The sequence below is a fragment of the Bradyrhizobium sp. USDA 4449 genome (genome assembly GCF_054056275.1).
Map to the genome: position 1 here is coordinate 2,716,233 of NZ_JBSRYD010000001.1, position 26,872 is coordinate 2,743,104.

General features: G+C 62.3%; 22 protein-coding genes. 14 read left to right on the forward strand and 8 right to left on the reverse strand.

The features are described from left to right. Window positions 1-237 precede the first annotated feature (237 nt). From edd to ACVIIW_RS12975, 4 genes are all read right to left on the reverse strand, one after another. Window positions 238-2,067: a phosphogluconate dehydratase gene (gene edd, locus ACVIIW_RS12960; RefSeq protein ID WP_456701103.1), complete on the reverse strand. Its 1,830-nt coding sequence runs from the start codon at window positions 2,065-2,067 to the stop codon at window positions 238-240. Between the two features lie 70 nt (window positions 2,068-2,137). Then, entirely contained in the window at window positions 2,138-3,616 is a 1,479-nt protein-coding gene (gene zwf / locus ACVIIW_RS12965) for a glucose-6-phosphate dehydrogenase (protein ID WP_456705143.1), read from the reverse strand. 51 nt (window positions 3,617-3,667) lie between these two features. Further along, window positions 3,668-4,627: a carbohydrate kinase family protein gene (locus ACVIIW_RS12970; RefSeq protein ID WP_456701104.1), complete on the reverse strand. Its 960-nt coding sequence runs from the start codon at window positions 4,625-4,627 to the stop codon at window positions 3,668-3,670. Between the two features lie 8 nt (window positions 4,628-4,635). Further along, entirely contained in the window at window positions 4,636-5,874 is a 1,239-nt protein-coding gene (locus tag ACVIIW_RS12975) for an ROK family transcriptional regulator (RefSeq protein ID WP_456701105.1), read from the reverse strand. A gap of 205 nt (window positions 5,875-6,079) precedes the next feature. Between ACVIIW_RS12975 and ACVIIW_RS12980 the strand changes: the two genes are divergently transcribed. From ACVIIW_RS12980 to ACVIIW_RS12990, 3 genes are all read left to right on the forward strand, one after another. Then, window positions 6,080-7,099, forward strand: a complete 1,020-nt coding sequence (locus ACVIIW_RS12980; RefSeq protein ID WP_456701106.1) for a substrate-binding domain-containing protein — start codon at window positions 6,080-6,082, stop codon at window positions 7,097-7,099. 106 nt (window positions 7,100-7,205) lie between these two features. Then, window positions 7,206-8,288 (forward strand): ABC transporter permease, encoded by a 1,083-nt coding sequence (locus ACVIIW_RS12985; protein ID WP_456701107.1) that lies wholly within the window; start codon window positions 7,206-7,208, stop codon window positions 8,286-8,288. Continuing rightward, window positions 8,264-9,076 (forward strand): ATP-binding cassette domain-containing protein, encoded by an 813-nt coding sequence (locus ACVIIW_RS12990; RefSeq protein WP_456701108.1) that lies wholly within the window; start codon window positions 8,264-8,266, stop codon window positions 9,074-9,076. Before ACVIIW_RS12985 ends, ACVIIW_RS12990 begins: the two co-directional genes overlap by 25 nt. A gap of 213 nt (window positions 9,077-9,289) precedes the next feature. On the opposite strand, the gene ACVIIW_RS12995 is transcribed toward ACVIIW_RS12990, so the two are convergent. After that, window positions 9,290-10,168 carry a GNAT family N-acetyltransferase gene (locus ACVIIW_RS12995; protein ID WP_456701109.1) on the reverse strand — a complete coding sequence of 293 codons (879 nt, stop codon included), beginning with the start codon at window positions 10,166-10,168 and terminating at the stop codon, window positions 9,290-9,292. A 334-nt stretch (window positions 10,169-10,502) separates the two neighbouring features. On the opposite strand from ACVIIW_RS12995, the gene ACVIIW_RS13000 reads away from it, so the two are divergent. The 3 genes from ACVIIW_RS13000 (at window position 10,503) to ACVIIW_RS13010 (ending at window position 13,473) form a co-directional block, all read left to right on the forward strand. After that, window positions 10,503-11,426 carry a 2-hydroxyacid dehydrogenase gene (locus tag ACVIIW_RS13000; protein ID WP_456701110.1) on the forward strand — a complete coding sequence of 308 codons (924 nt, stop codon included), beginning with the start codon at window positions 10,503-10,505 and terminating at the stop codon, window positions 11,424-11,426. A 13-nt stretch (window positions 11,427-11,439) separates the two neighbouring features. Beyond that, entirely contained in the window at window positions 11,440-11,796 is a 357-nt protein-coding gene (locus tag ACVIIW_RS13005; RefSeq protein ID WP_092226994.1) for a cupin domain-containing protein, read from the forward strand. Between the two features lie 219 nt (window positions 11,797-12,015). After that, the gene (locus ACVIIW_RS13010) at window positions 12,016-13,473 is read left to right on the forward strand and encodes an NAD-dependent succinate-semialdehyde dehydrogenase (protein ID WP_456701111.1); all 1,458 of its coding nucleotides are present in this window, start codon (window positions 12,016-12,018) and stop codon (window positions 13,471-13,473) included. 132 nt (window positions 13,474-13,605) lie between these two features. Here ACVIIW_RS13010 and ACVIIW_RS13015 read toward each other — a convergent pair whose 3' ends face one another. Further along, window positions 13,606-14,295 carry a haloacid dehalogenase type II gene (locus ACVIIW_RS13015; RefSeq protein ID WP_456705144.1) on the reverse strand — a complete coding sequence of 230 codons (690 nt, stop codon included), beginning with the start codon at window positions 14,293-14,295 and terminating at the stop codon, window positions 13,606-13,608. 344 nt (window positions 14,296-14,639) lie between these two features. Between ACVIIW_RS13015 and ACVIIW_RS13020 the strand changes: the two genes are divergently transcribed. Beyond that, window positions 14,640-16,016, forward strand: coding sequence for an aminotransferase class III-fold pyridoxal phosphate-dependent enzyme (locus ACVIIW_RS13020; protein WP_456701112.1), 1,377 nt, complete (start codon window positions 14,640-14,642; stop codon window positions 16,014-16,016). Between the two features lie 16 nt (window positions 16,017-16,032). Here the strand turns inward: ACVIIW_RS13020 and ACVIIW_RS13025 are convergent, their stop codons facing one another. Beyond that, window positions 16,033-16,509 (reverse strand): Lrp/AsnC family transcriptional regulator, encoded by a 477-nt coding sequence (locus ACVIIW_RS13025; protein WP_027544593.1) that lies wholly within the window; start codon window positions 16,507-16,509, stop codon window positions 16,033-16,035. Window positions 16,510-16,622: 113 nt separating this feature from the next. Beyond that, window positions 16,623-17,948, reverse strand: coding sequence for an NAD(P)/FAD-dependent oxidoreductase (locus ACVIIW_RS13030; RefSeq protein ID WP_456701113.1), 1,326 nt, complete (start codon window positions 17,946-17,948; stop codon window positions 16,623-16,625). A gap of 685 nt (window positions 17,949-18,633) precedes the next feature. Between ACVIIW_RS13030 and ACVIIW_RS13035 the strand changes: the two genes are divergently transcribed. The 7 genes from ACVIIW_RS13035 to ACVIIW_RS13065 all read left to right on the forward strand — a co-directional run bounded on the left by ACVIIW_RS13035 (window position 18,634) and on the right by ACVIIW_RS13065 (window position 26,847). Continuing rightward, complete coding sequence (locus tag ACVIIW_RS13035; protein ID WP_456701114.1) at window positions 18,634-20,322, forward strand: ABC transporter ATP-binding protein; 1,689 nt, start codon at window positions 18,634-18,636, stop codon at window positions 20,320-20,322. A gap of 9 nt (window positions 20,323-20,331) precedes the next feature. Then, complete coding sequence (locus tag ACVIIW_RS13040) at window positions 20,332-21,996, forward strand: peptide ABC transporter substrate-binding protein (protein WP_456701115.1); 1,665 nt, start codon at window positions 20,332-20,334, stop codon at window positions 21,994-21,996. 73 nt (window positions 21,997-22,069) lie between these two features. After that, window positions 22,070-23,020, forward strand: a complete 951-nt coding sequence (locus tag ACVIIW_RS13045; RefSeq protein ID WP_456701116.1) for an ABC transporter permease — start codon at window positions 22,070-22,072, stop codon at window positions 23,018-23,020. A 39-nt stretch (window positions 23,021-23,059) separates the two neighbouring features. Beyond that, complete coding sequence (locus ACVIIW_RS13050; RefSeq protein WP_456701117.1) at window positions 23,060-23,938, forward strand: ABC transporter permease; 879 nt, start codon at window positions 23,060-23,062, stop codon at window positions 23,936-23,938. A 54-nt stretch (window positions 23,939-23,992) separates the two neighbouring features. Beyond that, the gene (locus ACVIIW_RS13055) at window positions 23,993-25,303 is read left to right on the forward strand and encodes an NAD(P)/FAD-dependent oxidoreductase (RefSeq protein ID WP_456701118.1); all 1,311 of its coding nucleotides are present in this window, start codon (window positions 23,993-23,995) and stop codon (window positions 25,301-25,303) included. 112 nt (window positions 25,304-25,415) lie between these two features. Beyond that, window positions 25,416-26,018 (forward strand): hypothetical protein, encoded by a 603-nt coding sequence (locus tag ACVIIW_RS13060; protein WP_456701119.1) that lies wholly within the window; start codon window positions 25,416-25,418, stop codon window positions 26,016-26,018. Then, window positions 25,990-26,847, forward strand: coding sequence for a GNAT family N-acetyltransferase (locus tag ACVIIW_RS13065; protein WP_456701120.1), 858 nt, complete (start codon window positions 25,990-25,992; stop codon window positions 26,845-26,847). The genes ACVIIW_RS13060 and ACVIIW_RS13065 overlap by 29 nt, the downstream gene beginning before the upstream one ends. Window positions 26,848-26,872: the final 25 nt, after the last annotated feature.

Genomic DNA, 26,872 nt, shown 5'->3' on the forward strand with positions numbered 1-26,872 from the left:
GTCGAAGGTCGCCGAGCCGCCGATCGACCGGGCGCCTGGGTTTGGAGAACATGAGCGAAGCTGTGATCGATGCTTGGCGCGACGTGTTGCAGGTCGCGACGCGGCTGGCTCGCTCCCGGTTTTCAACCGGGCGATCGAAGGCCAGGGAATCATGCACGGCCTCGCGATTTTCACCCGATTGGGCACGGGGAGCCTGGCTTATCGCGAGCAGAGATGCCGCGGACGCGTCTCGCGCATTCAACCGGCAAAAACGCTTGCGCCGGTATCGGCGCTACTGACCCGTTCGCGGAACAAGCCGAAGAGTTCACGGCCGACCCCCACATGCGCCCCCGAGAGATCTGCTTGCGCATGCACTCGTGTGGCCCAGTCGCCGGGATCGACGAGCACCTCGAGCCGGCCGGCGGCGGCGTCGAGCCGAACGACGTCGCCATCGCGAATCCGTGCAATCGCGCCGCCCTCGGCTGCTTCCGGAGTGACGTGGATGGCTGCAGGAACCTTGCCGGACGCACCTGAAAGCCGCCCATCCGTCACAAGCGCGACCTTCAGGCCGCGATCCTGAAGTGAGCCAAGAGGCGGCATCAGCTTGTGCAACTCGGGCATGCCGTTGGCCTTCGGACCCTGGAATCGGACCACCGCGATAAAATCACCCACGAGTTCGCCCGCAGCGAAAGCCTTTTGCAGATCCTCCTGGGAATGGAATACGCGTGCAGGCGCCTCGATGACCTGGCGCTCGGTCGAGACCGCGGATGTCTTGATGACGGCGCGGCCGAGATTGCCCGTCAGAACCCGTAGACCGCCCGTTGTTTGGAAAGGCTCGGCGGCTCCTCGAAGCACGGCAGGATCGCCGCTGGCGACGGGGCCGTCATGCCACGTCAAGGCTCCCTCGGCATCGAGCGCCGGCTCCTGCAGGTAGGCGTCCAGTCCATCGCCGCAAACGGTTGTGACGTCGCGGTGAAGCAGCCCCTCCGCCAGCAGTTCCCGTATCAACATGCTCATCCCGCCGGCCGCGTGAAAATGATTCACGTCTGCCGAGCCATTGGGATAGATGCGCGCGAGCAGCGGGGTCACCTGCGCGAGATCGGCGAAATCGTCCCACGTGAGGCTGAGGCCGGCCGCGGCACCCATGGCAACCAGATGCAGCGTCAGGTTGGTCGAGCCACCTGTCGCATGCAGCCCGACGATGCCGTTGACGAAAGCGCGCGCGTCAAGCATCCGGCCAATCGGGGTATATTGATTGCCGAGCGCGGTGATGTTCAACGCCCGCTTGGTGGCTGCGCGGGTCAGTGCATCGCGCAAGGGCGTGTTCGGTGTCACGAAGGATGCCCCCGGCAAATGCAGACCCATGATTTCCATCAACATCTGGTTGGTGTTGGCCGTGCCGTAGAAAGTGCAGGTGCCCGCGCCATGATAGGCCTGCGCTTCAGCTTCCAAGAGCGCTTCGCGACCGAGCTTTCCTTCCGCGTAGGCCTGCCGGATCTTCGACTTGGCATCGTTGCCAAGGCCTGAAGTCATCGGACCGGATGGAATGAATATCGCGGGCAAATGCCCGAACGAGAGCGCGCCGATGACGAGGCCAGGCACGATCTTGTCGCAAATGCCGAGAAACACCGCAGCATCGAAGGTTTGATGCGACAGCGCGACCGCGGTGGACAAGGCGATGACGTCCCGCGAAAACAGCGAGAGCTCCATTCCCGCTTCGCCTTGCGTGATGCCGTCGCACATCGCAGGGACGCCGCCCGCGACCTGGGCAACTCCACCGGCTGCGCGCGCGCTTTGACGGATCAACTCAGGGAAGCGCTCGTAGGGCTGATGGGCCGAGAGCATGTCGTTGTAGGCGGTGACAATTCCGACGCTGGGAACGTGGCCATCCTGCATCGCCTTCTTGTCGTGCGTTCCGCAAGCCGCGAAGGCGTGGGCTTGATTGGCGCATCCCAATCGCCGCCGCACCGGCGTAGTGGCCGCTGCCGTGATGCGGTCGAGATAGCGTGCACGGCTGTCGTGACTGCGGCGAGCGATGCGATCCGTCACCTCGGCGACCCGCGCATTGACCCTTGCATCGATCGTCATAGAAGCCTCCTGTTCAGGAATATTCCGTCTGCAATGCCCGCCTCTGCGCCATCGGCGGATCGAGCCGAGGTCATGGACCGTCCTCCGCCCATGTTCGGCCGTCGCGTTCGATCAGCGCGACGGCGGCAGAGGGGCCCCAGCTGCCCGCGACATAGGGCCGGGGAAGCTCATTCATCTGGCCCCACGCCCGGCGGATCGGATCAATCCAGCGCCATGCTGCTTCGACCTCGTCACGGCGCATGAACAGCGTCGCGTTGCCGCGGACCACATCCATCAGGAGCCGCTCATAGGCGTCCGGCACGGAGACGTCGAAGGCTTCCGCAAAGCTCATGTCCAGCGGGGTGTATCGCAACCGCATGCCTCCCGGCCCGGGCTCCTTGACCATGAGACAGAGCTTGATCCCCTCGTCCGGCTGCAGGCGGATCACGAGTCGCGTCTGCAAGACCTTTCCCGACTCCGAATCGAAGATCGAATGCGGGACTTTGCGGAAAGTCACGACGATTTCGGAGCTGCGCTGCTGCAGCCGCTTTCCGGTGCGCAGGTAAAACGGAACGCCGGTCCAGCGCCAATTCGCAACGGCAACCTTGAGCGCCACGAAAGTCTCGGTTGTACTTTGGTGATTGGCGATCTCGTCGGCGTAGCCGGGGACAGCGACGCCGTTACACGCACCGGCGCGGTATTGACCCGGCACAGTCAAGGCCGCCGCGTTCGTCTCGTCGATTCGCTCGAGCGACTTAAGGACCTTGAGCTTCTCATCGCGCACGGCATCGGCTTCGAGCGAATATGGCGGCTCCATCGCGACAAGGCACAACAGTTGCAGGAGATGGTTCTGCACCATGTCGCGGAGAGCGCCCGACGTGTCGTAGTAGGCGCCACGTTCTTCCACGCCGATGGATTCGGCGACCGTGATCTGCACATGATCGATGTGGGCGGCGTTCCACAGCGGCTCGAACAGCGCGTTGGCAAAGCGCAGCGCCATCAGATTCTGCACGGTCTCCTTGCCGAGATAGTGATCGATCCGGTAGACGCGCTCCTCCGGGAATGTGCTGCCGATGGTTTTATTGAGCCGGATCGCGGACTCGACGTCCTTGCCGATCGGCTTCTCGATGACGATGCGAGAGTCGCCGGTTGCGAGGCCGTAACTTCCCAACCTCTCGCAGATCGGTCCGAACAGCTGCGGTGCAGTCGCTAGATAATGGACCTGAACGCGTTCGGCGTAGTGCGACAGGGCGGCTGCGAGTTCGGCCCACCCGTTTTCACCTTCTGCATCGGCGGCCATGTAGTTGAGGCGCGCAAGGAAGCGATCGAGTACGGGTCCGGTGGTTTTCGATTCCGGCACATGCTCCAAGATGGCCGCGCGCACCATTGCGAGAAATTCGTCCCGGGGCATCGGGCCGCGTGCAACGCCGAAAATGGTGGCCGCATCGGGCAGCTGGCCGGCGAAATCGCGGCGAAACAGCGCCGGTAACAGCTTGCGGCGCGCAAGATCGCCGGTCGCTCCGAAGACGGTCAGGACAAAGGGAGCAACCGGAATCACGCGGCCGGTCACGCTCGCCCGTTTCTCAATTCCAACAGATCCCATGCCGCCATCTTGCATTCGTCAGCCTCTCGGATGTGGATTCAGGCTTGCTGTGATGTCGTCCGCAGTCGGCAGATCGGCGCCGCTGCGGGAAACCGTGACTGCGGCGGCGATCGTCGCATAAGCGAGCAGGTCGCGGATGTCCGGCAGTTCGAGCGTCGCGATCGCCTCAGGATGGAGCCTTCCGGTCTTGGCGAGCTGCGCGAGCAGCGCGGCGTGGAAAGTATCGCCGGCGCCGACGGTGTCACGCACGACGACATGACGACCCGGCACGGAAACGCTGCCCGCGGCGGAAAACGCGGTCGCGCCCTTCGCTCCCTCTGTAACGACCACAAGGCGCGCCCCGCAGCTGAGCCAGTAAGTGGCGGCGTCGGCGATTGACACGCGACCGCCCCACGCAACGCGGATGTCCTCGTCACTCGCCTTGATCATCGTGGCCGTCCGGTAGAAGCGTTCCGCAGCGACGGCCCAGCGTTGCAGATTGCCAACGACGCTCAAACGCAGGTTCGGATCGACGCTGATGACGCGACGCCCCTGCTCGCGTTGGGCGAGCGCGGCATATGCGGTGCCGACCGGTTCGACCGCCATGCAATAGGAGCCGAAGGTCAAGGCTCGAATGTCGTCCGGCAGCGCCGCGGGCAGATCAGCAGGTTGAAGCGAACGATCCGCCGCGCCCTCGCCATGGAACGCGTAGTTTGGCTGACCGTCATCGGCAGTCGCCACGACCGAAATCGTGGACAGCCGGTCGGTGCGGACGACAAAGCGATCGTCGACTCCTTCGCGTGCGAGGGCCTCTGCGAGGAACACGCCGAATCGATCGCGCGAGATGCCACCGAGAAAAGCCGTTCGAACGCCAAGCCTGGCCAGGCCAACGGCGACGTTGAACGGAGAGCCTCCGGCAACGGCGCGGGCCGGCATTTCCGTTGCCTCGGGTGCCTTCACGAACAGGTCGATGAGTGCTTCGCCGCAAACGAGAATCACGATGCTGCTCACTCCTTGAAGAGCACGTCGTAGTCGCGGGCGAATGCCGCGAGCAACGGCAAGGCCGCGCCGCCAATCGCGCGCGCATCACGCCCGATCGAGCCTTCGACCACCACGGCATCGGTGAGGCCCTGACGATCCATGTCGACCCAATATGCGTTTGTGCGCGCAACGAGCCGTCGACGCACATCGAGCGGAAAGGCCCCGTCGATGATGACGGCTTCGAAGTCGATAACGGCCAGCAATGCGGCGGTCGCTTGTGCCAGCGCCTGGGCAGCTTCGGCAATCCAGCCTTCCAGCGGTTCATCGAAGCTCGACCAGTCGTCGGGCGACAGCCAGATATCCGTGCTCTGGCGGCCCGCGGCGATCAGACGTCGCTCCAGCCGGTAGATGGAGGCGGTGCGGATCAGCTGTTGAAGGCTTGCCGCGCCATTGTCCTCGCGCCGCATGATCGGCATCGAGCCAAGCGCGCCGGCATTGCCGCTGCGGCCGGGGAAGAGGCTGCCGTTGAGAGCGATGCCGCCGCCGACGAATGCGCCGATATAGAAATATGCGAAGTCGCGATAAGCAGCCCCGGCACCGAAGTTGAGTTCCGCCGCACATGCCGACGTTGCGTCGTTGCAGACGCGCACCGGCCAGGGGGCGAAGCGGCGCGAAAGCTCGGCGGCAACGTTGAAGTTCCGCCATTTCCCGAGCAGGCCCGGCGGCGTTTGCAAATCCGCTTCCCAATTCCACAACTCAAAGGGCATCGCGACGCCGATGCCGCTAATTCTGCGTTGCTGGGATTCAGGCAGTTCGTTGAGCAGACCCGGCATCTCGCGTTCTACAAACGCAACGATGTCTTCAGGGAGAGGAAAGGAATAAATCATGCGGCGCCTGGCGCGAATTCCGGCAGTGAAATCCATCAAGACCAGATCAGAACTGCGCCGGCCGATCATCAGACCGACTCCGAAGGCACCGTCCGGGTTGAGCGAATAAGGCACGGAAGGTTGTCCGATGCGCCCTCGCTGCGGCTCGCCCGCGAGCAGCAGGCCATCAGCCTCCAGCCGGTTGATGATCACCGTTGTGGTCTGAGTGGACAGACCGGTCATGCGCGCGATCTCGACCTTGGCGAGACCGCGGTGGCGCCGAATAAGCGAAAGGATCAGGCGCTCGTTGTAAAGTCTCACGCCCGACTGGGTCGTGCCGCGGCTCTCGCCCGACGAGACTGCCTGTGGATTCCCCGCAACCGATCCCGTTTTGTCCATCCGCGGCCTCCAAACTCCGTGTTCTCGCTGTGCGGTGGTCTTATGGCCGATCCCAAGCGGTTTCTCCTGACATGAACCCAGAATGGACGCCTGTCAATTAATAAGTCGGGATGATTTATTTATTGACACGCGCGTTCCCGTGCTTCTAGGATCGTCAGAACGCGGTCCGGCCGCGCCCAACAAAGTGTTCCAGGGAAGGGAAACAATGCGTCAGTCAATCAGTCTCGTCGCTGCGCTCGCGCTTACTCTCGGCGCCGGTAGCGCTCATGCGGCCGACAAGCCGATCGTCGGCCTGATCACCAAGACGAATACGAATCCATTCTTCGTGAAGATGAAGGCCGGCGCCGAAGAGGCGGCGAAGTCCAACGACGTCGAGCTGCGCTCCTTCGCCGGAAAGGTCGATGGCGACAATGAGAGCCAGGTCGCAGCAATCGAGAACCTGATCGCGGCCGGCGCCAAGGGCATCCTGATCACGCCGAACGATTCCCGCGCCATCGTGCCGGCCGTGGAGAAGGCGCGCGCTGCGGGCATCGTGGTCATTGCTCTCGATACCCCGCTCGATCCCGCGAATGCTGCGGACGCAACCTTCGCCACCGACAATTTCCTGGCCGGCCAGATGATCGGGCAGTGGGCTGCCAAGATGCTGGGAGCCAAGGCGGCATCCGCCAAGATCGCGCTGTTGGACCTGAACGTGAACCAGATCTCGGTGGACGTCGCCCGCGATCAGGGCTTCCTCAAAGGCTTCGGTATCGATCTCGGCAATCCCGCCAAGATCGGTGACGAGAAGGATGCGCGCATCGTTGGACATGATGTGACGCTCGGCAGCGAGGAGGGCGGCCGCAAGGCGATGGAGAACCTGCTGCAGAAGGAGCCGGGCATCTCGCTGGTCTACACCATCAACGAGCCGGCGGCTGCGGGTGCTTACGAGGCGCTGCGTTCGGTCGGCCGCGACAAGGACGTGCTGATCGTGTCCGTGGACGGCGGCTGTCCCGGCGTGCGCAATGTGAAGGACGGCGTGATCGGCGCCACCTCCATGCAGTTTCCGTTGCTGATGGCTGCGAAGGGCGTCGAGGCGGTGAAGGTCTACGCCACGGGCGGCGGCAAACCCAAGCCGTCGCCTGGTCTGGACTTCTTCAACACCGGCGTCGAACTCGTCACCGACAAGCCGGCCGGCGAACTTCCGTCGATCGACAGCACGGCAGCACTGAACAAGTGCTGGGGCTGATCGCCAAAGCGTCCCCGACACGGACAGGCGCCCGGAGGGCGGGCGCCTGAGAATGCCGCAAACGTCCGCTCCGAAGCTGGCTCGGTACGCAATGAGGAAACCGGTGATGACCGAAATCGGAAATGCCCACCCTGGTGGTCAGGCTTTCGAGCTCGTGCTCGACAAGAGCGAAAACCGCGTGGCCGAATTCGAGGTCCGTGCGAGATCGCCGCTGCAGAAACTGCAGCACCTTCTCCACGCCAATCCCACGGCGGTCCCGGCGATCGTGCTCCTGCTCAGCGTTGCGGTGTTCGGATTGATCGTCGGGCCGCGCTTTCTGTCGCTGTTCAATCTGTCGCTGATCATTCAGCAGGTGACGATCATCGGCGTGATCGGGGTTGCCCAGACGCTGATCATCATCACCGCAGGCATCGATCTGTCGGTCGGCGCCGTCATGGTGCTGTGCTCCGTGATCATGGGCAAGCTTGCGATCGCAATGGGGCTCGCGGCGCCGCTGGCGCTGCTGATCGGTCTTGCCGTGGGCGCGGGCTGCGGGGCGATGAACGGCGTGCTGGTGACGCGCCTCAAGCTGCCGCCCTTTATCGTCACGCTCGGGACCTGGTCGATCTTCTTCGCCCTCAATCTCTGGTACTCGGCGTCCGAGACCATCCGCTCGCAGGACGTGGCGAAAGCCGCGCCGCTGCTGCAGGCACTCGGAATGCCGGTGGATGTGTTCGGCGCGCGCTTCACCTACGGCTCATTCTTCATGCTGGGGCTGGTTGGGTTCATTTGGTTCGTGCTCAACCGCACTGCCTTCGGACGTCACCTCTATGCGGTGGGTGACGATCCCGATGCGGCGCGGCTGGCCGGTATCCGGACCGGCCGTATCCTCTTCGCCGTCTATGTGATCGCCGGCATGATCTGCGCGCTCGGCGCCTGGGCGCTGATCGGGCGCATCGGCTCGATCAGCCCGCAAGCCGGCCAGACCGCCAATCTCGACAGCATCACGGCCGTGGTGGTCGGCGGCGCCAGCCTGTTCGGCGGCCGTGGTTCGATCATCGGCACGCTGATCGGCGCCCTGATCGTCGGCGTATTCCGCAACGGGCTCGCGCTGTCGGATGTCGACGTGCTCTGGCAGGAATTCGCAGTCGGCTGGCTGATCATCGTCGCCGTGGCCCTCGATCAATGGATTCGCAAGGTGTCGGCATGAGCATTGAAACCAGCACTCCCCAGCCGGTTCTGCAAGCGCGCGGTCTCGTCAAGCGCTATGGTCGTGTGACCGCGCTCGATGATGCCGATTTCGATCTCTACCCCGGTGAAATCCTCGCCGTCATTGGAGATAACGGCGCGGGAAAATCCTCGCTGATCCGCGCGCTGTCCGGAGCGCTCGTTCCCAATGCGGGCGAGATCAGGCTCGAAGGCAAGCCCGTCGCGTTCCGCTCGCCTCTCGATGCGCAGGCTGCAGGCATCGAGACGGTTTATCAGACGTTGGCGCTGTCTCCGAGTCTGTCGATCGCCGACAACATGTTTCTCGGACGCGAATTGCGTCGCACGGGACCACTCGGCACGGTCTGCCGCATGCTCGATCGCAGAGCCATGCAGCGCATAGCCCGCGAGAAGCTCACGGAGCTTGGCCTCATGACGGTGCAGAACATCAATCAGCGCGTCGAGACGCTATCGGGCGGGCAGCGCCAGGGCGTAGCGGTGGCAAGGGCTGCGGCCTTCGGCTCGCGCGTGGTGATCCTGGACGAACCGACTGCGGCGCTCGGGGTCAAGGAATCCCGTCGTGTGCTCGAACTGATCCTCGACGTGCGGCGGCGAGGTTTGTCGGTCGTCCTGATCAGCCATAACATGCCGCACGTGTTCGAGATCGCCGATCGTATCCACATCCATCGGCTCGGCCGGCGGCTCACTGTGATCGATCCAAAATCCTATACGATGTCGGATGCCGTCGCCTTCATGACCGGCGCGCGCGCGCCGGCCGAAGCGGCAGCCTGATGTGTGACTTCTGACTTCCGGCCGGCGACGCCTACGCCTTCAGGTGCATTCGCGCAAAGTTCGCAGCCTCCTCGATCGAGGCCATGCCCTCGCCGGGCATCGGTGCGAAGAGCTGACAGCAATGGCACATCCCGTCCCAGACCTTGAGCTCTGCGGCGGCGCCGCGATCGGCACCATGGAGATCAGCCCCGCACGGAGCTTCGCCTCAGAGTCTCAGCTCAACGCGTGACCGGCTAGCCCGTACACCCACGGCTCGTTTTCCTTTCGGTTCAGGAATCGCCGACCCTTAGACATCGTTGTGACGGTCTCGGCTATCCCGAGGCGGCTCTGTTGAAGGAAGTCGGCAAACAGACCTGTCTGCTCCCGCGTATCGACGCGGACGAATTGCCCCGCGAGATCTTTGAGATGCACCGCCGTGAGATGGATCGCATCACAATCATTGCTGGCGATGATGGGGCCGATCACATGACCGCGCCCGAATTCGCGCTTCATGGAAAATCCGACGGCCTCCCCGCCGCGGCGCAAAACCGAGATTGAGGCACCTTCAGAAAGCAATGCGAGCACCTTCTGCCGGTTAGTTCCGAACGCGCGCTCATCCAGTGCCGCGATCTCTGCGATGTTCGCAGCGGAAATCGAGCTCAATTCACCGGCCAGAGCCGGCACCGGCGGAGGGGGTGAGACGACTTCGCCTTGCCACTGATACACGGTGGCTTCCTTCGTGAACCCCAGCGACAGATACAGATGATAGGCGGCATGGGTTGAGTTGAGGGTCAAATTCCGATCGCCACACCGCTCGAAAACCTGCTCCATGAGCCAGCGGCCGGTTCCTTGTGCCTGGGTTCGGGGCGATGTGATCACCAGGCCGATGGTCGCGAATTCCTGGCCACAAGGGAACCACATCGCGCTGCCGAACACGCGCCCTATGCCATCAACGGCGACGATGCCATGACCGATGCGGCGCAAAAAGTCCCAATCCTTGGGTCGATGCGGCCAGCCGACACCGATCGAAAGCGCGTGGAGGAGCTTCACATCAACGTCGTCGATGTCCTTGGCCGCCAGTTCAAAGGACTTCACGCGTACCGTTCGTCCCATTCAGCTCATCCGTTCCTTGCGGCAACACGCTTTCGGCCTATCGCCCTCGCCGGCCTTCTGCTGCGTGCTGCACAAGCCCGTTTTGCAGCAGCATAACGCGGAAGGCCAGCAGGTTTCGCCTGTTTGGCAGGCGGTATTCGGAATGTTCCGCCGCCAGCGCAAGTCGATTCAGCAGGGAAAGCTCCTGGTTGCGGCCTATCGATATCCGGCAACAGCAGACAGGGTGAGCCCCAGTGAATGTTGAAGGCTTCGCTGGAGGCGCCGCCCTGCCAGCCCTCGGTGGTCGGCCGGGCCGGTCTCAACGCCCAGCATCCCGGGCGAGGACCTGAGATCGATGGCGTTCCTTTTCAATTCCGATGCTGCTCGAGGGGCAATCTTCCGGCAGGCCTTTGCGCGCGAGCTCCCTGATCTCGAATTCTATCATTCCGGTGAATGCGTTGATCCGGCAAAGGTACGCTACCTGCTGACCTGGAACGTACCCGATCATGTCGAGCGGTTTCGAAATCTGGAAGTGCTTTTTTCCATCGGTGCTGGGGTCGACCAATTCAAGCCGGAGACCATATCCGACCGCGTCAAACTCGTGCGCATGGTTGAAGACGGCATCATACGCATGATGCAGGAATATGTCGTGCTCGGCGTGCTGACGCTCCATCGCGAGATGCCGGCCTACCGGGAGCAGCAGAGAAAGGGCCTATGGCAAGCCCTTGCAAGCGTTCAGCCGACCGGTCGGCGCGTGGGCTTCCTGGGCCTTGGGATGCTGGCGCAAGCCGCGATCGACCGCTTGAGGCCCTTTCAATTTCCGCTCGCAGGGTGGAGCCGCAGCAAGAAAGAGGTCGACGGTGTCACCTGCTTCCATGGCGAGGACCAGCTCGACAGTTTCCTGCAAGGAACGGATATCCTGGTCTGTCTTCTGCCCCTGACGGGGCAGACGAGCGGCATCCTGAATGCAAGGCTCTTCTCGCTTTTGCCGGCGGGAGCGAGGCTGCTCCATGTCGGCCGCGGCCCGCAGCTTGACCACGGTGCACTCATCGAAGCGCTCGACAACGGGCATCTCGCGGCCGCCATGCTCGACGTCACCGATCCCGAGCCATTGCCAGAGAATGATCCACTCTGGTCGCATCCGAAGGTGATCATCACGCCACATATCGCGTCCGTGACTCAAGCGGATACGGCGGCACAATCCGTCATAGAGAACATCCGGCGCCACCGCGCGGGACTGGATCCGATCGGCCTCGTCGATCGAACACTCGGCTACTAACGGGAAGAATGCCATGTCGCTTCTGGTTACCATCGATACCAATCCGGATTTCGCACCGAAGAACGCCCTGCCTGCCCCGGAACGGCTCATTTCTGGCAATCCTTCCTTCAAGACCTGGGCACAGGACGCCTCGAAAGGCGAAAAGGTGCTGACCGGCGTATGGGAAGCCACGCCGGGCGAGACCCATTCCATCAAGGGCACCACCTTCGAGTTCTGCCACATCATCTCGGGCCTCATCGAAATCGAGGAAAAAGGCGGCGAGGTCAGGAGGTACCGCGCCGGCGACAGCTTCGTGATGAAACCCGGCTTTGTCGGCGTCTGGCGCACGATCGAAACCGTGCGGAAGATCTACGTCTGCCATTATGACTGAGACGATGGCGAGGACCGCTGTTAAGCGGTCCTGTTAAGCGGTCCTCAGAATTTTCGACTTGCGAAGCCGCGTCCGACCAGATTCAACGCGGCCAGTCACTTCATTCTCGATGAAAAATGCGGCGTGCGGTCCTGTACTGCTCGCATGAAACGGCTTCGCCTCGCCAAACGCAATTCCAGGCACCGACGGCGAGGTCGGGTGAAGGCAAGGAGCAAGCCCATGATTGCATTGAAGGACAAAGACCTGTTTCGCCAGCAGGCGCTGATCGGCGGCAATTGGCGGGATGCGAGCACGCAAGCCACCGTTGACGTCATCGATCCTGCGAGCCAGAAAGTGCTTGGCACCATCCCTGACATGGGTCGAGACGAGACCAGGGCAGCAATCGACGCCGCGGCCGCTGCGTTCAAGCCTTGGAAGACGAAGGCTCACGCGGAACGTGCTGCGCTGCTGGAGCGCTGGTATGAGCTCATGCGACGCCATGAGCAGGATTTGGCGCTGCTGCTGACGCTGGAGCAGGGCAAGCCGCTTGCTGAATCGCTTGGAGAGATCCGGTACGGGGCCTCCTTCGTCAAATGGTTTGCGGAAGAGGCCCGCCGCATCAACGGATCGACAATCCCGGCGCCGACCGTTGATCGCCGCATTCTGGTGCTGAAAGAACCGGTCGGCGTCTGCGGGATCATCACGCCCTGGAATTTCCCCAACGCGATGATCACGCGGAAGGTGGCACCCGCGCTTGCCGCGGGCTGCACAGTCGTCATCAAGCCATCCGAATTTACGCCCTTTTCAGCTCTCGCCATCGCCGTTCTGGCTGAGCGGGCCGGCATTCCAGCGGGCGTGATCAACATCGTGACGGGCATGCCGGCGGACATTGGCGCGGAGCTGATGGCCAACGAAACCGTCCGCAAGATTTCGTTCACCGGCTCCACGCGTGTCGGCGCGCTGCTGATGAAGGGCGCCGCCGACAACATCAAGAGACTGAGTCTCGAATTGGGTGGCAACGCGCCGTTCATCGTCTTTGACGACGCCGATATCGACCGGGCGGTCGAGGGGGCGATTGCGTCAAAATTCCGCAATGGCGGGCAGACCTGCGTCTGCTGCAATCGCATTCTCGTTCAATCCGGCATCTACGATGCCTTCGCCGAGAAGCTCGGCGGCCGGGTCGCGAAATTGAAGGTCGGTGCCGGTACGGAAGAGGGGGTCGCAATCGGGCCGATGATCAACAGCGCGGCGATCGAGAAGATCAAGCGGCACGTGCTCGACGCAATGGATAAGGGGGCGAAGATCATCTCGCAGAGCGCAGCCGTGCCGGAGGGGCGGCAATATGCCCGGCCTCTCGTGCTTGGTGGCGCGACGACCGAGATGCTACTCGCGTCGGAGGAGACCTTCGGGCCGGTCGCTCCGCTTTTCCGGTTCGAGACCGAGGACGAGGCGATTGCGATCGCAAACGGTACGCCATTCGGCCTTGCGGCGTATTTCTACACTGAAAACCTGAAGCGTTCCTGGCGTGTCGCCGAAGCGCTGGAGTTCGGCATGGTTGGCCTGAACACCGGCCTGATTTCGACAGAGGTTGCGCCGTTCGGTGGTGTCAAGCAGTCGGGACTGGGACGCGAGGGATCGCAGCTCGGGATAGAAGAATATCTCGAGACCAAGGCGCTCCATGTCGGCGGTCTGGACTGAGCGGTCCATCGGGTAATCTGAAACAAGAAAAGGGGGCGGCTGAACCGCCCCCTTTTTCCTTTGCAGCACAGATCTCTATCGAAGGTTTCCAAGAACTGAAGTTGCCGCGAGAGATCCCGAAGAGAACTGCGCTCACGCGCTTTTGCGAAGGGGCTCCAAGCCGACGGCCCCGGCAAGCCCATCGATGCCAGCGACCTCGGTGTATTCATAGAACGGGTTCGCTGGCTCATGACCCCGGTTCACCCAGACCTTGCTCTTGATGCCGAGATCGTAGGCGGTCATCAGGTCGTAGCGGAAGGAGGAGGAGACGTGGGTAATGTCTTCCGGCCCGCAGCCCAGCTTGTCCAGCATATATTCGAAGCCCTTCATCTGCGGCTTGTAGGCGCCGGTTTCCTCCGCCGTGATGACCATGTGGAACGGAGCGCCGAGCTTTTCGACGTTCGACATGATGAGATTCTTCATGGAGTTCGATAGGATGACCAACGGAATCTCCCTGGCAACTTTGGCCAGACCCGCCGGGACGTCGGGATGTGGGCCCCATGTGTGGACCTCTTCATTGATGCGCTGGGCATCCTCGGGCCGAAATACGATACCGTTGCGCTTGCACGCGCGCTCTACCGAATTATGCACGACCTCGAAGTACGGCTTCCACGCGCCAAGAACCTCGTCCAGGCGATAGGCAGCGAAATCCTTGATGAAACTTGCCATCGTCGTGGCAGAAAGTTGAGAGCCGTAGACTCGCCTTGCCGCGCCGGCCATGTCGAAATTGGTCAGCGTGCCGTAACAGTCGAAAGTGATGTACTTGGGTCTGAAAGTTGCCATGACTCGATCCTTCTCGGTCCTCACGCACCGCATTCCGGTACGACAGGGATCATAGCGCGCAGACGACCGGATAAAGCACCGCCGTCGCGGCGACCGGGAGCAGATTGTATCGTATCGGATCGGAGCCATGGCAGAGAGTTGCACGAAAAGACGCCCGCCGACGTGAGCGCCAATGCCTGACGCAGCCCGATGCCGGCATAACATGCGGCGCCGATCGTCAATGGCAGTCAAAATGCTCTTCGTCCATGTCTAGCGTGGGAGCAACTGCTGTCTTGGTCATCCTATGTTGACTGCGAAAGCATCGCGCTGGCTGCACAGGCGCTGCAGTTGATCTGGAGGACGACATGTTGAGCAACTCGCTGATTGAACTCGATCGCGCCCATCTGATTCATCCGGTCTCATCGTATCGCAGCCACGAGGCGACTGGCGTCCGCGTACTGAAGTCAGGGAAGGGCGCGACACTGACCGATGTCTCGGGCCGCCAATTGCTCGACGGCTTCGCCGGCCTGTGGTGTGTCAATGCGGGCTACGGACAGGATAGCATCGTTGAAGCGGCCACGAGGCAGCTCCGCGAACTGCCTTATGCGACGGGCTATTTCGGGTTGGGCTCCGACTCGGCTATCCGGTTGGCTGCAAGGCTGGCTGAACTGGCGCCCGGCGATCTCAACCACATCTATTTCACGCTGGGTGGCTCCGATGCCGTCGACAGCACGATCCGGTTCATCCGCTACTACCATCACGCCAAGGGCACGCCACAGAAGGACCAGTTCATCTCCGTCGAGTATGGCTACCATGGATCGTCAACGGCAGGGTCTGGCCTGACGGCGCTGCCCGCCTTTCATGCGGGTTTCGGGGTGCCCCATAGCTGGCAGCACAAGATCCCGTCGCACTATGCCTATCGCAATCCGGTCGGTCCCCACCCGCGGGCGATCATCGATGCGTCCGTCGCGGCCCTGCGGGCGAAGATCGCCGAACTGGGCGCGGATCGTGTTGCTGCCTTCTATGCCGAGCCGATACAGGGCTCGGGAGGCGTCCTCGTTCCGCCGCCGTCCTGGCTGAAGGCCATGCACGCGGTTTGCAAGGAGCATGACGTTCTGTTCATTGCCGACGAGGTCATCACCGGCTTTGGCCGAACCGGTCCGCTCTTCGCCTGTGAAGAGGATGACGTCGTGCCGGATCTCATGACAACGGCAAAGGGACTGACGTCGGGCTATGTGCCGATGGGGGCCGTTCTGATGTCGGACCGCGTCTACAACACCATTGCCGATGGCGCCGGCAAGGCGGCGGTCGGTCACGGCTACACCTATTCCGCGCATCCCGTCAGCGCGGCCGTCGGGCTCGCGTGCCTCGACCTCTACGAAAACGGCTTGCTCGAGAACGGCCGCAAGGCCGGGCACCGCCTCATGGAAGGTCTTCGCGCGCTGGCGGATCATCCGCTTGTCGGCGATGTCAGGGGCCGCGGCATGCTGGCCGCAATCGAGCTCGTTACCGACAAGGAACGCAAGACGCCCCTGCCGGCGGAAGCAGACGCGGCGCGCCGCATTTTCGATCGCGCCTGGGACAACGGCCTCGTCATCCGCGCCTTCGCGCAGGGCGTGTTGGGTTATGCTCCGCCGCTCTGCTGCACGGATGCGGACATCGAGGCCATCATCGAGCGGACAAACGCCACGCTCGACCAGACGCTCCAAGACAAGGACGTCCGCGCGGCCATGAAAGGCTAAGCACCGCGCCCGTCCTCTAGCCGTTGAATATGCTTTCGAGAGGCAGATGGGATTTCACGATCGGCGACTTCAGCACGACGAAGCTGAAGTACTTGTCGATGCCGATATCCATCTCCACCAGGCGTTCCATGACCGCCTGGTATTCGCTGATCCCTGCGGTGATGAACTTGACGAGATAGTCATACCCGCCCGAAACCAGATGGCATTCGACGACGGAATCGATTTTCTCGATCGTCGTGAGAAAGCGGGCGAAATCGATTTGCCTATGATTCTTGAGCGTGATTTCCGCGAAGACCGTCAAGGTCTGACCGAGCTTGGCAACGTCGATCTGGGCGGAATAGCCGGTAATGAAGCCCTCCGTCTGGAGCCTTTTGACGCGCATCAGGCAGGGGCTCGGGGAAAGGTTTATCAGCTCTGCGAGCTCGACGTTGGAGATCCGCCCGTTCTTCTGCAGTTCGCACAAAATCCTGATGTCGATCTTGTCGAGCTTCATAGCATTGCCATGAGATGGAGGCCGACCACGGCGTCGAGGTTTTGCTTCAGCGTCATATGCATTGTCATAGCATCAATCGGCATTTTTTCCCAACCAAGGGCGGAAACTGGATTCTAGAAGTCACTGACTTTGCCCCAGGCGCTCATTTTCAGCCGCTCCGGCCTGTAGGGGCGCGGGTCGACGATGGGCGCACTGCCCGTAATGATGTCGGCGATCATGTGCCCGGCGCCTGGGCCGATCCCGAAGCCGTGGCCGCTGAATCCTGCGGCCAGGATGAAACCTGGAATCGACTGAACTTCGCCGATAGCGGGGATGCCGTCCGGCGTGCTGTCGATGTAGCCGGCCCAGACATTCGAGATTTCGACGCGCTCAAGTTCCGGCACGAGCTCGCAGGCTCGTCGATGCGTCGCGCGAATCTGCTTCATGTCGGGGCGCGGATCGAGCGTCCGGTTCAGCTCCATCGGCGTCACCTCATCCAGTCCCCATTTAGCCAGAGTCTCGTGGCCCTGCCGCAGCCCCTCGAAAGCCCCAGGGCTGAGACTTCGCCACCGGCGCGCGAACAGAGGCAGGAATTCGCGTCCGAATCTGAATTGCTGCGGCGTTGGGTCAACTCGCGCACGCCCGCTGATGGCGAGCGTGTATCCGCCATCGCCCCGCCGGGTGAGCGAGACGAGCCCGGTGTGAAGAGCATCAGGAAGGCCGCCAGCGCCAGGAGCCACGGCGAGAATGGACTGGCGCACGGACGCCTGCGGGAAGCGAATTCCAAGCTGGTTGCAGAACGACGATGCCCACGCACCTCCTGCCATGACCACTGTCTTGGTCCGGATCGTGCCGGCTTCGGTTACGACCCCGCTGACCCGGCCACCACTGAGCTCCAAGCCGCGCGCCGCGCATTGCTGGTGCACCGTCCCACCGGCCGCCATGATCGCACGCGCGGCAATGGGCACTGCCTTTGAGGTATCTGCCGTCCCGTCCGTCGGCGAGAAGACGCCGCCCTTCCACTTGCGACCCGTCGCCTTGCCCCGACCGCTCGCCTCTTCCGAGCTCAACATATGCGTCGTGACGCCGACGGTCCTGGCGAAGTCTCGCCACTTGGCCCAGCCTGCCAGCTCATTCTCGTCGTTCGACAAATACAACAGGCCGCAGCGGCGAAAGCCGGTGTCTTCACCCGTTTCCTGGGCAACTCGTTCCCAGAGATCGAGGCTCTTGGTCGCAAGCGACAACTCGCGTGCATCGCGGTTCTGTTGGCGGCACCATCCCCAGTTGCGGCTGGACTGCTCGGCGGCGACGCGGCCCTTTTCGAGCAAGGCAACCTTGAGGCCGCGACGCGCCAGATAGTAGCTCGTGAACACGCCCACGACGCCGCCGCCGATGACGACGACGTCCGCCTCACGAGGCAGGGACGGACTGGATTCGATATGCAGGAGCGGCGCGCTCATTGGGCAGGAATCTCCATATGGCTCTATCGTATCCGAGGAGGTTCGGCAGACACGCAGCGGACTTTCAGGCTCGGGCGGAATATCCTGCGGTTTGCTGCTTTTGGCATAGGCAATTGTTGCGGGATGCTTCGCTGGCGCGGCAAATCGTAGGCGAGGAATCCAATGGATAGTCTCTGCAATCGGATCAGCCCTTCGTCGTCGGCGGCTTGCCCCAACCCCGCGCCTGCATCGGCAGCCCTGGCAGCCGCAGACCGAAATGCCAAAACGGGCTTCGTTTTTAGAAGTTCGTGCTGCCTATCCGGCGCGTTTCGGCGACTCCGGGGTGATTGAAGCAGTCAGACTCGCGAATACCGGATCAATGTCGATCAAAGGGCAAAGTTTAAAAGGTGACGCTTGATGAGCCTTGTCTGGGAGGAGACCTTTGCCGAAGCGATCCAGCGAGACGCCAATGGCAGGCACTCGGACCTCGATTCATTGTTCGAGCCGTTCCCTCGACTGATGGGCCGCGCTCGGCGACGCCTTTGCCGGTAGAGCAGCACTCTGAATCATGTCGGATTCATCGCGCGGAGAATGGCAGAATGACCGACGAGTTGTTGACCTGTCCGAGCGTAGTGGCGGCAAACGGGGCCGAAGAGCCGACCGACAACCGGATATCAGGACGCTGTTGAAAGGGGAGAATGCTCAAATGACCTCTGCTCCCCAGCCTGTAGCCTCGGAAGATGTGGTACTCGCGGTCTGCGGCCTGACCGTGAGTTTGCCGGCGGGCATGGAGCGGGCGCACGCGGTCGAGAACGTCTCCTTCGAATTGAGGCGCGGTCAGATCCTCTGCATCATAGGAGAATCCGGATCTGGCAAATCGGTCACGGCCAACGCGATCATGGGGCTGTTGCCCAGGTCGATCCGCGTGTCCTCGGGAGCAATCCGTCTGGAAGGGATGGATCTGGTCGGACTCTCGCAGGAGAGGCTACGAGACCTCCGTGGCCGTATCGTCTCCATGATCTTTCAGGACCCGCTGTCCGCGCTCAATCCGTTGATGACCGTGGGCGCGCAGATCGAGGAAGTGATGGCGGCGCACGGCGTGGGGACGCCGAAATCCCGTCGTAGTCGCGCCATGGAATTGCTGATCGAGGTGGGCCTGCCGGATCCGCCGCTCATGTATCATCAATATCCGTTCCGGCTCTCGGGCGGGCAGCGACAGCGGGTGATGATCGCCATGGCTCTGGCTTTGGAGCCTACGATCCTGATCGCGGACGAGCCGACCACCGCCCTCGACGTGACGACCCAGGCCCAGATCCTGCATCTGATCCGCGATATCCAACGCCGCAAGGGAATGAGCGTGATGTTCATTACCCATGATTTCGGAGTCGTGGCGGAGATTGCCGATTCCGTCGTGGTGATGGAGAAGGGACATTGCGTGGAGCAGGGGAGCGCCGAGCAGGTGCTGAAATCCCCGAGTCATCTCTACACGCGCCGCCTGATCGCGGCCGTGCCGCATCTGACGGGCAAGGACCGCCTCCCGGCGGAAGCTGCGGCCCCGTCCCCCATTCTGAAGGTCGAATGCCTGGTCAAGACCTATCGCAGCGGCAGTGCGCTGTTCGGTAGGCAGCGGATCGTACCCGCGGTCAATGGCGCGTCGTTCGACCTTTCGCCGGGACGCACCCTGGGCGTCGTCGGAGAAAGCGGCTCCGGCAAATCATCGCTCGGGCGACTGTTGATCAAGCTCCTCGACAGCGACAGCGGCTCCATCCTGTTCGAGGGACGCGATATTGCCCGGCTGTCCGAAGCCGAGTTTCGGCCGCTTCGGCCGAAGATCCAGATGATTTTCCAGGATCCTTTTGCCTCGCTCAATCCGCGGTCGACGGTCGGGCAAATTTTGACCGTTGGTCCGATTGCGCACGGGACGCCTCACAAGCTGGCTTGCGAGCAGGCGCGAGAGCTCCTCGCCCATGTCGGCCTGGATGCGGGAACGTTCGATCGCTATCCCCACGAGTTCTCGGGTGGTCAACGTCAGCGCGTCGGCATAGCCCGGGCGCTGATGTTCAAGCCGAAGCTGCTGATAGCGGACGAAGCGGTTTCCGCACTCGACGTATCGATCCAGGCGCAGATCTTGAAGCTGCTGGACCAGGTTCAGCGCGAGACCGGCGTATCGATGGTGTTCATCACGCACGATTTGCGTGTGGCCAGCCAGATCTGCGACGAAATCGCAGTCATGCATCGAGGCCAGATCGTCGAGCACGGACCGCCGTCGCAGATCTTCCTGAACCCGAAATCCGCCTACACGCGCGAACTCGTCGCTGCCATCCCCGGCGAGCGGCAAAGCAGCGCCCGCTCCGCTGGAAGCCAATCGACCCTTGCCGGACATAGCCACAAATGAGGAGGCGTCATGACTGAAGCTCAGACTGCATCGATCTATTCGCGGCGTAGCGCACTCCAGTTGATGGTCGCCGGAGCAGCCGGCCTTACCGGATCAAATCTGTTCGGCAAACCTGCCCACGCGCGCACCTCTCCGGCGAAACCGAGCGGCCGCGTGATCGTGGGGCTTGGACAAGAGCCGACCGTCTTCAATCCGCTGATGGTACACATTGAAGTCGATGACGGTGTGCATTTCTCGGTTTTCGACGCGCTGTTCCGCATCGATCCGCAAGGCGTCATTCAGCCCAACCTGGCCGTGGAGGTGCCGGACCAACAGAACGGCGGCATCACGCCGGACGGCCTCAACTGGCGTATTCGCTTGCGTGACGATGTGCTCTGGCACGACGGCAAGCCTTTCAGCGCCGAGGACGTGAAGTTCACTCTCGAACTGATCATGAATCCCAACTTCCGCAGCTGGCGCACGGCCGGCCATGCTCTCGTGCGCGACATCAAGGTGATCTCGCCCACGGAGATCTCGTGGCGAATGGAAGAGGCCTTTGCGCCTTATCTGTCGTTCCTGACCGAAACTTTCATCGTACCGAAGCACGTCCTCGAGAAGGAGGCCAATCCGAACAGCGCCGCTTTCAATCAGGCGCCTGTCGGCACCGGTCCGTTCAAGTGGGGCCAGCGCATCGCCGGCGATCATCTCGAGCTCGTGGCGAACCGCGATTATTTCGGGGAAGGTCCTCATATCGAGACGTTGGTCTTCAAATACATCCCGGACCTCACGGTTCTGTACACCCAGTTCAAGAGCGGCGACATTGATCTCGTAGGTCAGCCCTACATCACGCCTGATCATTATGGGGAGGCCAAGACGCTGCCGAACCGTGTGGTGACGCTCGTCCCGAGGACCTCGTTCGAATCCTTCTACCTGAACCTCGAGCGCCCGCAGTTCAAGGAGCTTGCCGTTCGCGAGGCGCTTTACGCGGCGATCGACAAGGAGGCGATCATACAGGGTCTCTACTACGGGGTGCCTTCGCCGACAGAGACGTTCATGCCGCGGCAATCCTTCTTCTTCAACCCCAATCTGCCCTTGCACCAGTTCGACGTGAATCGCGCGGCCAAGATCCTCGATCAGGCCGGCTGGGCAAAGGGCGCGGACGGCATTCGTGCCAAGAACGGCGTTCGCCTATCCTTTGCCAATTCGACCACGTCGGGCGATCCCCTTCGCGAACAGGTGCAACAATACCTGCAGCAGACGTTTGCTCAATTGGGCATCGAGATGAAGATATCGAACCTGCCCGCCGCCGTGATGTGGGGCGATTTTTGGGTGCAATCGCAGTTCGATTCCGTGATCGTCGGCTCCTCGTTTCTGATCGGTGCGGACCCGGACGTCACCAATCGCCTGCACTCGCGCTCGATCGCAGCGAAGGGCGGCCGCGGCTCGAACAATGCACAATACGCAAATCCGGAGGTTGATGCCTTGCTCGACAAGGGCGCACGCACCTTCGATCCGGAAGCGCGGCGCCCGATCTACTTCCGCATCCAGGAACTCGTGCGTCGCGATTTGCCGTTCCTGCCGCTGTATCAGAACAACTCGGTCGAAGGTCTCAAGAAGGGGATCAACGGCTTCGTGCCGAACGGCAATACGCGCACCGAATCCTGGAATGCGCTGGCCTGGTATTGGGCGAGCTGACGTGCTGCCGGCCGGGGCTCGGTGGCCGAGGCCGGCGCGGGAGTGATGCTGCAACGCTAACATGGTGACTCGAATGTCCGGGTTCCTGCTCAATCGTCTCGTGCAAAGCATCGTGCTGCTGGTGATCGTCTCGATCATCGGTTTCACGGTTCTGAACCTCATGCCGGGTGGACCTCTTGCGCAATTCGGACTGGATCCCGGCATGTCCCGGCAGGACGTGCAGCGACTGACAGCTCAGCTGGGGCTGGACCGGCCGCTGTGGATTCAGTATCTCGACTGGGCCTGGCGACTGGTACGGGGCGACTGGGGGCACTCTTTCCGTGACGGCTCTTCGGTGCTGGCGGTGATTGGCCGACATCTCCTGGCGACGCTGCTGCTGATGGGCACATCCACCGCATTGGCAATCGCGGCCGGCACGTGGATCGGAATCCGTGGCGCCACCCATCGCTATTCCCTGTTCGACTACTGCGCGACGGTCGGCGCGATGGTGGCGCTATCGGTCCCGACCTTCTGGTTCGGCCTGATCGGCATCTACATCTTCACCCTGAAGCTGGGCTGGGTACCCGCAGGCAACATGTACACGATCGGCGACGGCTCGGTGCTGGACTATCTGCATCACCTGATCTTGCCGAGCTTGGTGCTGTCGCTCGTTCATGTCGCGATCTGGAGCCGCTATATGCGTACGGCGACACTCGATGCGCTCAGTCAGGATTTCGTCAAGACGGCGCGAGCCAAGGGCTTGAGCGAGCGTCGCATCCTGCTGAAGCATGTCGTCGGCAATGCGCTGCTGCCGATGATCACCCTGGCAGGGATGCAGCTGCCCAGCATTCTCACCGGGGCGCTGGTCACCGAGACCGTGTTCACCTGGCCGGGCATGGGGCGACTGTTTCTCGACAGCCTCGGCTACAGCGACTATCCGGTCGTGATGGGGCTGTTGATCTTCTCGGCCATGCTCGTCCTGTTGGGCAACCTGATCGCAGACATCGTGATCGCGACCGTCGATCCGCGCATTCGCCTGGCCTGAGCCCTGCGGACTCACGCCAGATAAGAGGAGCCAGGAGATATGACCGCCATCGTCGCGCACGCAGCTCCGACCCGCTGGTGGCACAGCCGTGCTGTCAACCGCTTCATGCGTCACCATCTGGCACTCCTGGGAATCGCGATGATCACGCTGCTTGTGCTGGCGTGCGCCATCGGTCCCTATGCCTTGCCCTACGATTCGCTCCACATCGACCTGCGCGCCCGCTTTGCTCCGCCCCTGGCAGGCAACCATTACTTGGGCACGGATCCCTTGGGGCGTGACCTCGCCGTGCGGCTGTTGATGGCCGGTCGCGTCTCGCTCGCGGTGGGATTCTCCGCGATGTTGCTGTCGACGTTGATCGGTACGCTCGTCGGCGTGACGGCCGGCTACCGCGGAGGCTGGGTCGGGGCGGCACTGATGCGGACGGTGGATGGCTTCCTGTCCTATCCCTCGATCTTCCTCGTGCTGGCGTTGGCCGCAACGCTGCGGCCAAGTCCGGTGATGATCACCGTGATCATTGCCGTCACGAGCTGGATGGAGACTGCGCGAATCGTCGAGGCCGAGGTCCGTTCGCTGCGCGAGCGCGAGTTCGTCCAGGCTGCGCGCATGGTCGGGCTTGGCAGGGCGCACATCATGTTCCGCGAGATCCTCCCCAATGCCATGGGGCCCATCATCGTCGCCGCAAGTCTGGCCGTCGCGCGCGCGATCCTTCTGGAGGCCTATATCAGCTTTCTCGGCTACGGAATCCAGCCGCCGCTGCCGAGTTGGGGCAATATGCTCAACGGCGCCCAGCAATATCTGGCCAGTGCTCCGTGGCTCGCCATCATTCCCGGCGCCGCGATCACGATCGCCGTGACGAGCTTCAACTTCATCGGCGATGGGCTCCGAGATGCTCTCGACGTTCGAAACGACAACTTCTGATCAGTGTGAGCCAAGTCGCGGCCGGACATAGAAGACATAAGAAGAGCACACGCCATGCACGCGCCCAGAATTGCCGAGAAGGCGACGCCCTACTGGTGGGAAGCTGCCCCGCTGAAGCCGCTGTCTCGGCAGCCATCGCCCAAAAAGCTCGACGTACTGATTGTGGGCGCGGGCTACGCCGGACTTTCAGCCGGCCTGGTATTGGCGCGCGAGGGACGCTCAGTTGCAGCTTTCGATGCAATGGATCCCGGAGAAGGGGCTTCCACGCGCAATGGTGGGATCACCAGCGGAAGCATTCGTCCGGATTACGCGACACTCTCGCGCCGCTTCGGTGAAGAGAAGGCGCTGGCGATCGAAGCAGAAGGCAAGGCTGCACGCGAGTTCCTCTACGAGTTCATCAAGACGGAAGGGATCGCATGCGACTTCCAGCCGGTGGGACAGTTCAAAGGCGCCTTCGGATTTGAACAATACGAGGCCATGGCGCGTACCGCAGAAAGGCTCGCGAAAAAACTGAAGATCGAGGCTTATGCCGTTCCGTATGTCGAGCAGCGCAAGTATATCGGCACCGATGTCTATCGCGGCGGCACGGTTCGAATGGACATCGGCGGATTGCATCCGGCGAAATTCCATGCCGAGCTGCTGCGCGTCGCGCTCGCCTCGGGCTTGACGGTCCACACGCGGACATCGGTCGTCTCTATAGAAAGACATGACGGCGGATTTCGCGTCGTCACCGCGGCCGGTCAGGTGCAGGCGCGTCAGGTGCTGGTTTGTACCAACGGTTACACGGATGGCGCCGTGCCCTTCCTGCGCCGCAGGCTGGTCCCGGTTCGCAGCCGGATCATTGCGACGGAGGAGCTTGCGCCCGACGTCATGGCGCGGCTGATGCCGAAACGGATGATGATCACCGAGAACCGGGAGGTCGGGTTCTATTATCGGCCCTCGCCCGATGGCAAACGCATTCTGCTCGGCGGCCGCGACAGCTCTCGGGTCGGCGATCCCGTTGCTCCGAAGCTGCTTCTGCGCAGCGGCCTGGTGAATCTGTTCCCTGAGCTGGAGAGCGCTCGCCTGTCACACAGCTGGTTCGGCAATGTGGCGATGAACCGCGACATGATTCCGCGCATCTTCCAGAAGGACGGCATCGTCTATGCGACCGGATTCTGCGGTTCGGGCGTTGTCTGGGCACCATGGATCGGCATGCATGCGGCCCACAAGCTGTTGGGACATGACGAGCAGGCGCGCACGGCCTTTGACTTCCGGCCGCCGGCCTTCATCCCGTTCTATCGAGGCAATCCCTGGTTCATGCCTGCGTTCATTCAGACCTATCGCATGCGTGATCGGATCGCGCTGTGGCGTGCCAGCCGCTGATCGCTGACAGCACCGGATCCAATTAGCGGCACGGCCGCCTCTCAAAAGAAGAGAATCGACGCACTACGTCTCCACACGCGGTCATTCGGGTCGCAGGCAGTTCTGCGAGATATTGCGCGAAGGGCTCGCGCAGGATGGCGGGCTCTACGTTCCCGAGAGCCACCCTCGCGTGGACCACGCCACGCTGGATGCGTGGCGTACGCTGTCCGACGCCGACCTGGCTTTCGAGATCCTGTCGCTCTACGTCGACGATATTCCGCCGGCCGATCTGAAGGCCATCTGTGACAAGACCTATACGCCGGAGGTCTTCGGCCATGCGCGGCAAGAAAGGGGTGCGGGTCTACATGCTCTCGCCCCGCGGACGAATGAGCGACTTTCAACAAGCTCAGATGTTCAGCCTCCAGGACCACAACATCCAACAATTGCGGCAAGATCGTTCTGGACTGGAAAGCGTGATTGCGGGCTTGCGAAGCACCTTCGAGAGCACGTGACGCGCACCCGCCGACAGCAGATTGGACCTTCTGCGGCATCACCAACGAAATACTATGCCGGACTTTATTCCAGCCTGATGCGTAATGCTGTCGGGCTCAAGCTACACAGTAGACCGTGCGGGGATCATCGGATGGTCCTTGCCTGGCAAGCGCTGGCGATCAGGCTGGCAATCCGAGCAGAGAAGCCGGCGTATCATGACAACCGCAGATTACCAGACGAATGAAGGCGTGGTCCTCGTCCCTTTCGCTACGTCACATCTGCAAGGCGCCCTGAAGCTCTCGCAGGAGATGTCCTGGCCCTATCGGCTCGCGGATTGGGATGTCGCGCTGCAGTTGGGCCATGGCTTTGTTCTGCAGCGTGCCGGAGCGGTGGTCGGCACCGCAGCCTGGTGGCCGTACGGCGAGACACATGCTTCCGCCGGGATGATCATCGTTGCGAAAGCCGCTCAAGGCCGTGGCTACGGTGCGCGGCTGATGGATGCGCTGCTTGCGTCCGCGCATCCACGGTCTATCGCGCTGAATTCGACGGCGGAAGGCATTACGCTTTACCGGCGTCGCGGCTTTGTGCCGATCGGGGTCATCCACCAGCATCAGGGAATCCCAAGAGGACGCCATGAGTCGCCGCCGGGGCTCGTCAGGCCAATGGCTGCATCGGATTTCGGGGCGATCATGCGACTCGATCGCGAGGCCACGGGCTTGGAGAGACGACAGATGCTCGAAAAGCTGCTCCAAAGCGGTGATGGCTATGTCCTGCAGCGTGACGGCATGGCCCGCGGCTATGCCGTCTCCCGGCTTTTCGGCCGCGGTCATGTCATAGGACCTGTCGTCGCCGAAACCGCGACCGACGCACGCGCGCTGATCGAGGCTGCGCTCGCGCGGCTCGGCAGCGTTTTTGTCCGCATCGACACCTCTGCCACGTCGCAACTCGGGGAATGGCTTCAAGGCATTGGCCTCGAGCGGGTCAGCGATGCCACCACCATGGTGCTGGGCACGCCGGCGTCATCGAGCGGGCCGGCGCGCGTGTTTGCGATTCCCAATCAGTCTTTCGGCTAGGAGAGATCGACGTGCGACGCGGGGA

Excerpts from the sequence above, each read along its gene's own strand:
- edd (WP_456701103.1), bottom strand. The coding sequence starts at position 2,067 with ATGACGATCGATGCAAGGGTCAATGCGCGGGTCGCCGAGGTGACGGAT.
- ACVIIW_RS12975 (WP_456701105.1), bottom strand. The coding sequence starts at position 5,874 with ATGGACAAAACGGGATCGGTTGCGGGGAATCCACAGGCAGTCTCGTCG.
- ACVIIW_RS12980 (WP_456701106.1), top strand. The coding sequence starts at position 6,080 with ATGCGTCAGTCAATCAGTCTCGTCGCTGCGCTCGCGCTTACTCTCGGC.
- ACVIIW_RS12985 (WP_456701107.1), top strand. The coding sequence starts at position 7,206 with ATGACCGAAATCGGAAATGCCCACCCTGGTGGTCAGGCTTTCGAGCTC.
- ACVIIW_RS12990 (WP_456701108.1), top strand. The coding sequence starts at position 8,264 with ATGGATTCGCAAGGTGTCGGCATGAGCATTGAAACCAGCACTCCCCAG.
- ACVIIW_RS12995 (WP_456701109.1), bottom strand. The coding sequence starts at position 10,168 with ATGGGACGAACGGTACGCGTGAAGTCCTTTGAACTGGCGGCCAAGGAC.
- ACVIIW_RS13000 (WP_456701110.1), top strand. The coding sequence starts at position 10,503 with ATGGCGTTCCTTTTCAATTCCGATGCTGCTCGAGGGGCAATCTTCCGG.
- ACVIIW_RS13005 (WP_092226994.1), top strand. The coding sequence starts at position 11,440 with ATGTCGCTTCTGGTTACCATCGATACCAATCCGGATTTCGCACCGAAG.
- ACVIIW_RS13010 (WP_456701111.1), top strand. The coding sequence starts at position 12,016 with ATGATTGCATTGAAGGACAAAGACCTGTTTCGCCAGCAGGCGCTGATC.
- ACVIIW_RS13015 (WP_456705144.1), bottom strand. The coding sequence starts at position 14,295 with ATGGCAACTTTCAGACCCAAGTACATCACTTTCGACTGTTACGGCACG.
- ACVIIW_RS13020 (WP_456701112.1), top strand. The coding sequence starts at position 14,640 with ATGTTGAGCAACTCGCTGATTGAACTCGATCGCGCCCATCTGATTCAT.
- ACVIIW_RS13025 (WP_027544593.1), bottom strand. The coding sequence starts at position 16,509 with ATGAAGCTCGACAAGATCGACATCAGGATTTTGTGCGAACTGCAGAAG.
- ACVIIW_RS13030 (WP_456701113.1), bottom strand. The coding sequence starts at position 17,948 with ATGAGCGCGCCGCTCCTGCATATCGAATCCAGTCCGTCCCTGCCTCGT.
- ACVIIW_RS13035 (WP_456701114.1), top strand. The coding sequence starts at position 18,634 with ATGACCTCTGCTCCCCAGCCTGTAGCCTCGGAAGATGTGGTACTCGCG.
- ACVIIW_RS13040 (WP_456701115.1), top strand. The coding sequence starts at position 20,332 with ATGACTGAAGCTCAGACTGCATCGATCTATTCGCGGCGTAGCGCACTC.
- ACVIIW_RS13045 (WP_456701116.1), top strand. The coding sequence starts at position 22,070 with ATGTCCGGGTTCCTGCTCAATCGTCTCGTGCAAAGCATCGTGCTGCTG.
- ACVIIW_RS13050 (WP_456701117.1), top strand. The coding sequence starts at position 23,060 with ATGACCGCCATCGTCGCGCACGCAGCTCCGACCCGCTGGTGGCACAGC.
- ACVIIW_RS13055 (WP_456701118.1), top strand. The coding sequence starts at position 23,993 with ATGCACGCGCCCAGAATTGCCGAGAAGGCGACGCCCTACTGGTGGGAA.
- ACVIIW_RS13065 (WP_456701120.1), top strand. The coding sequence starts at position 25,990 with ATGACAACCGCAGATTACCAGACGAATGAAGGCGTGGTCCTCGTCCCT.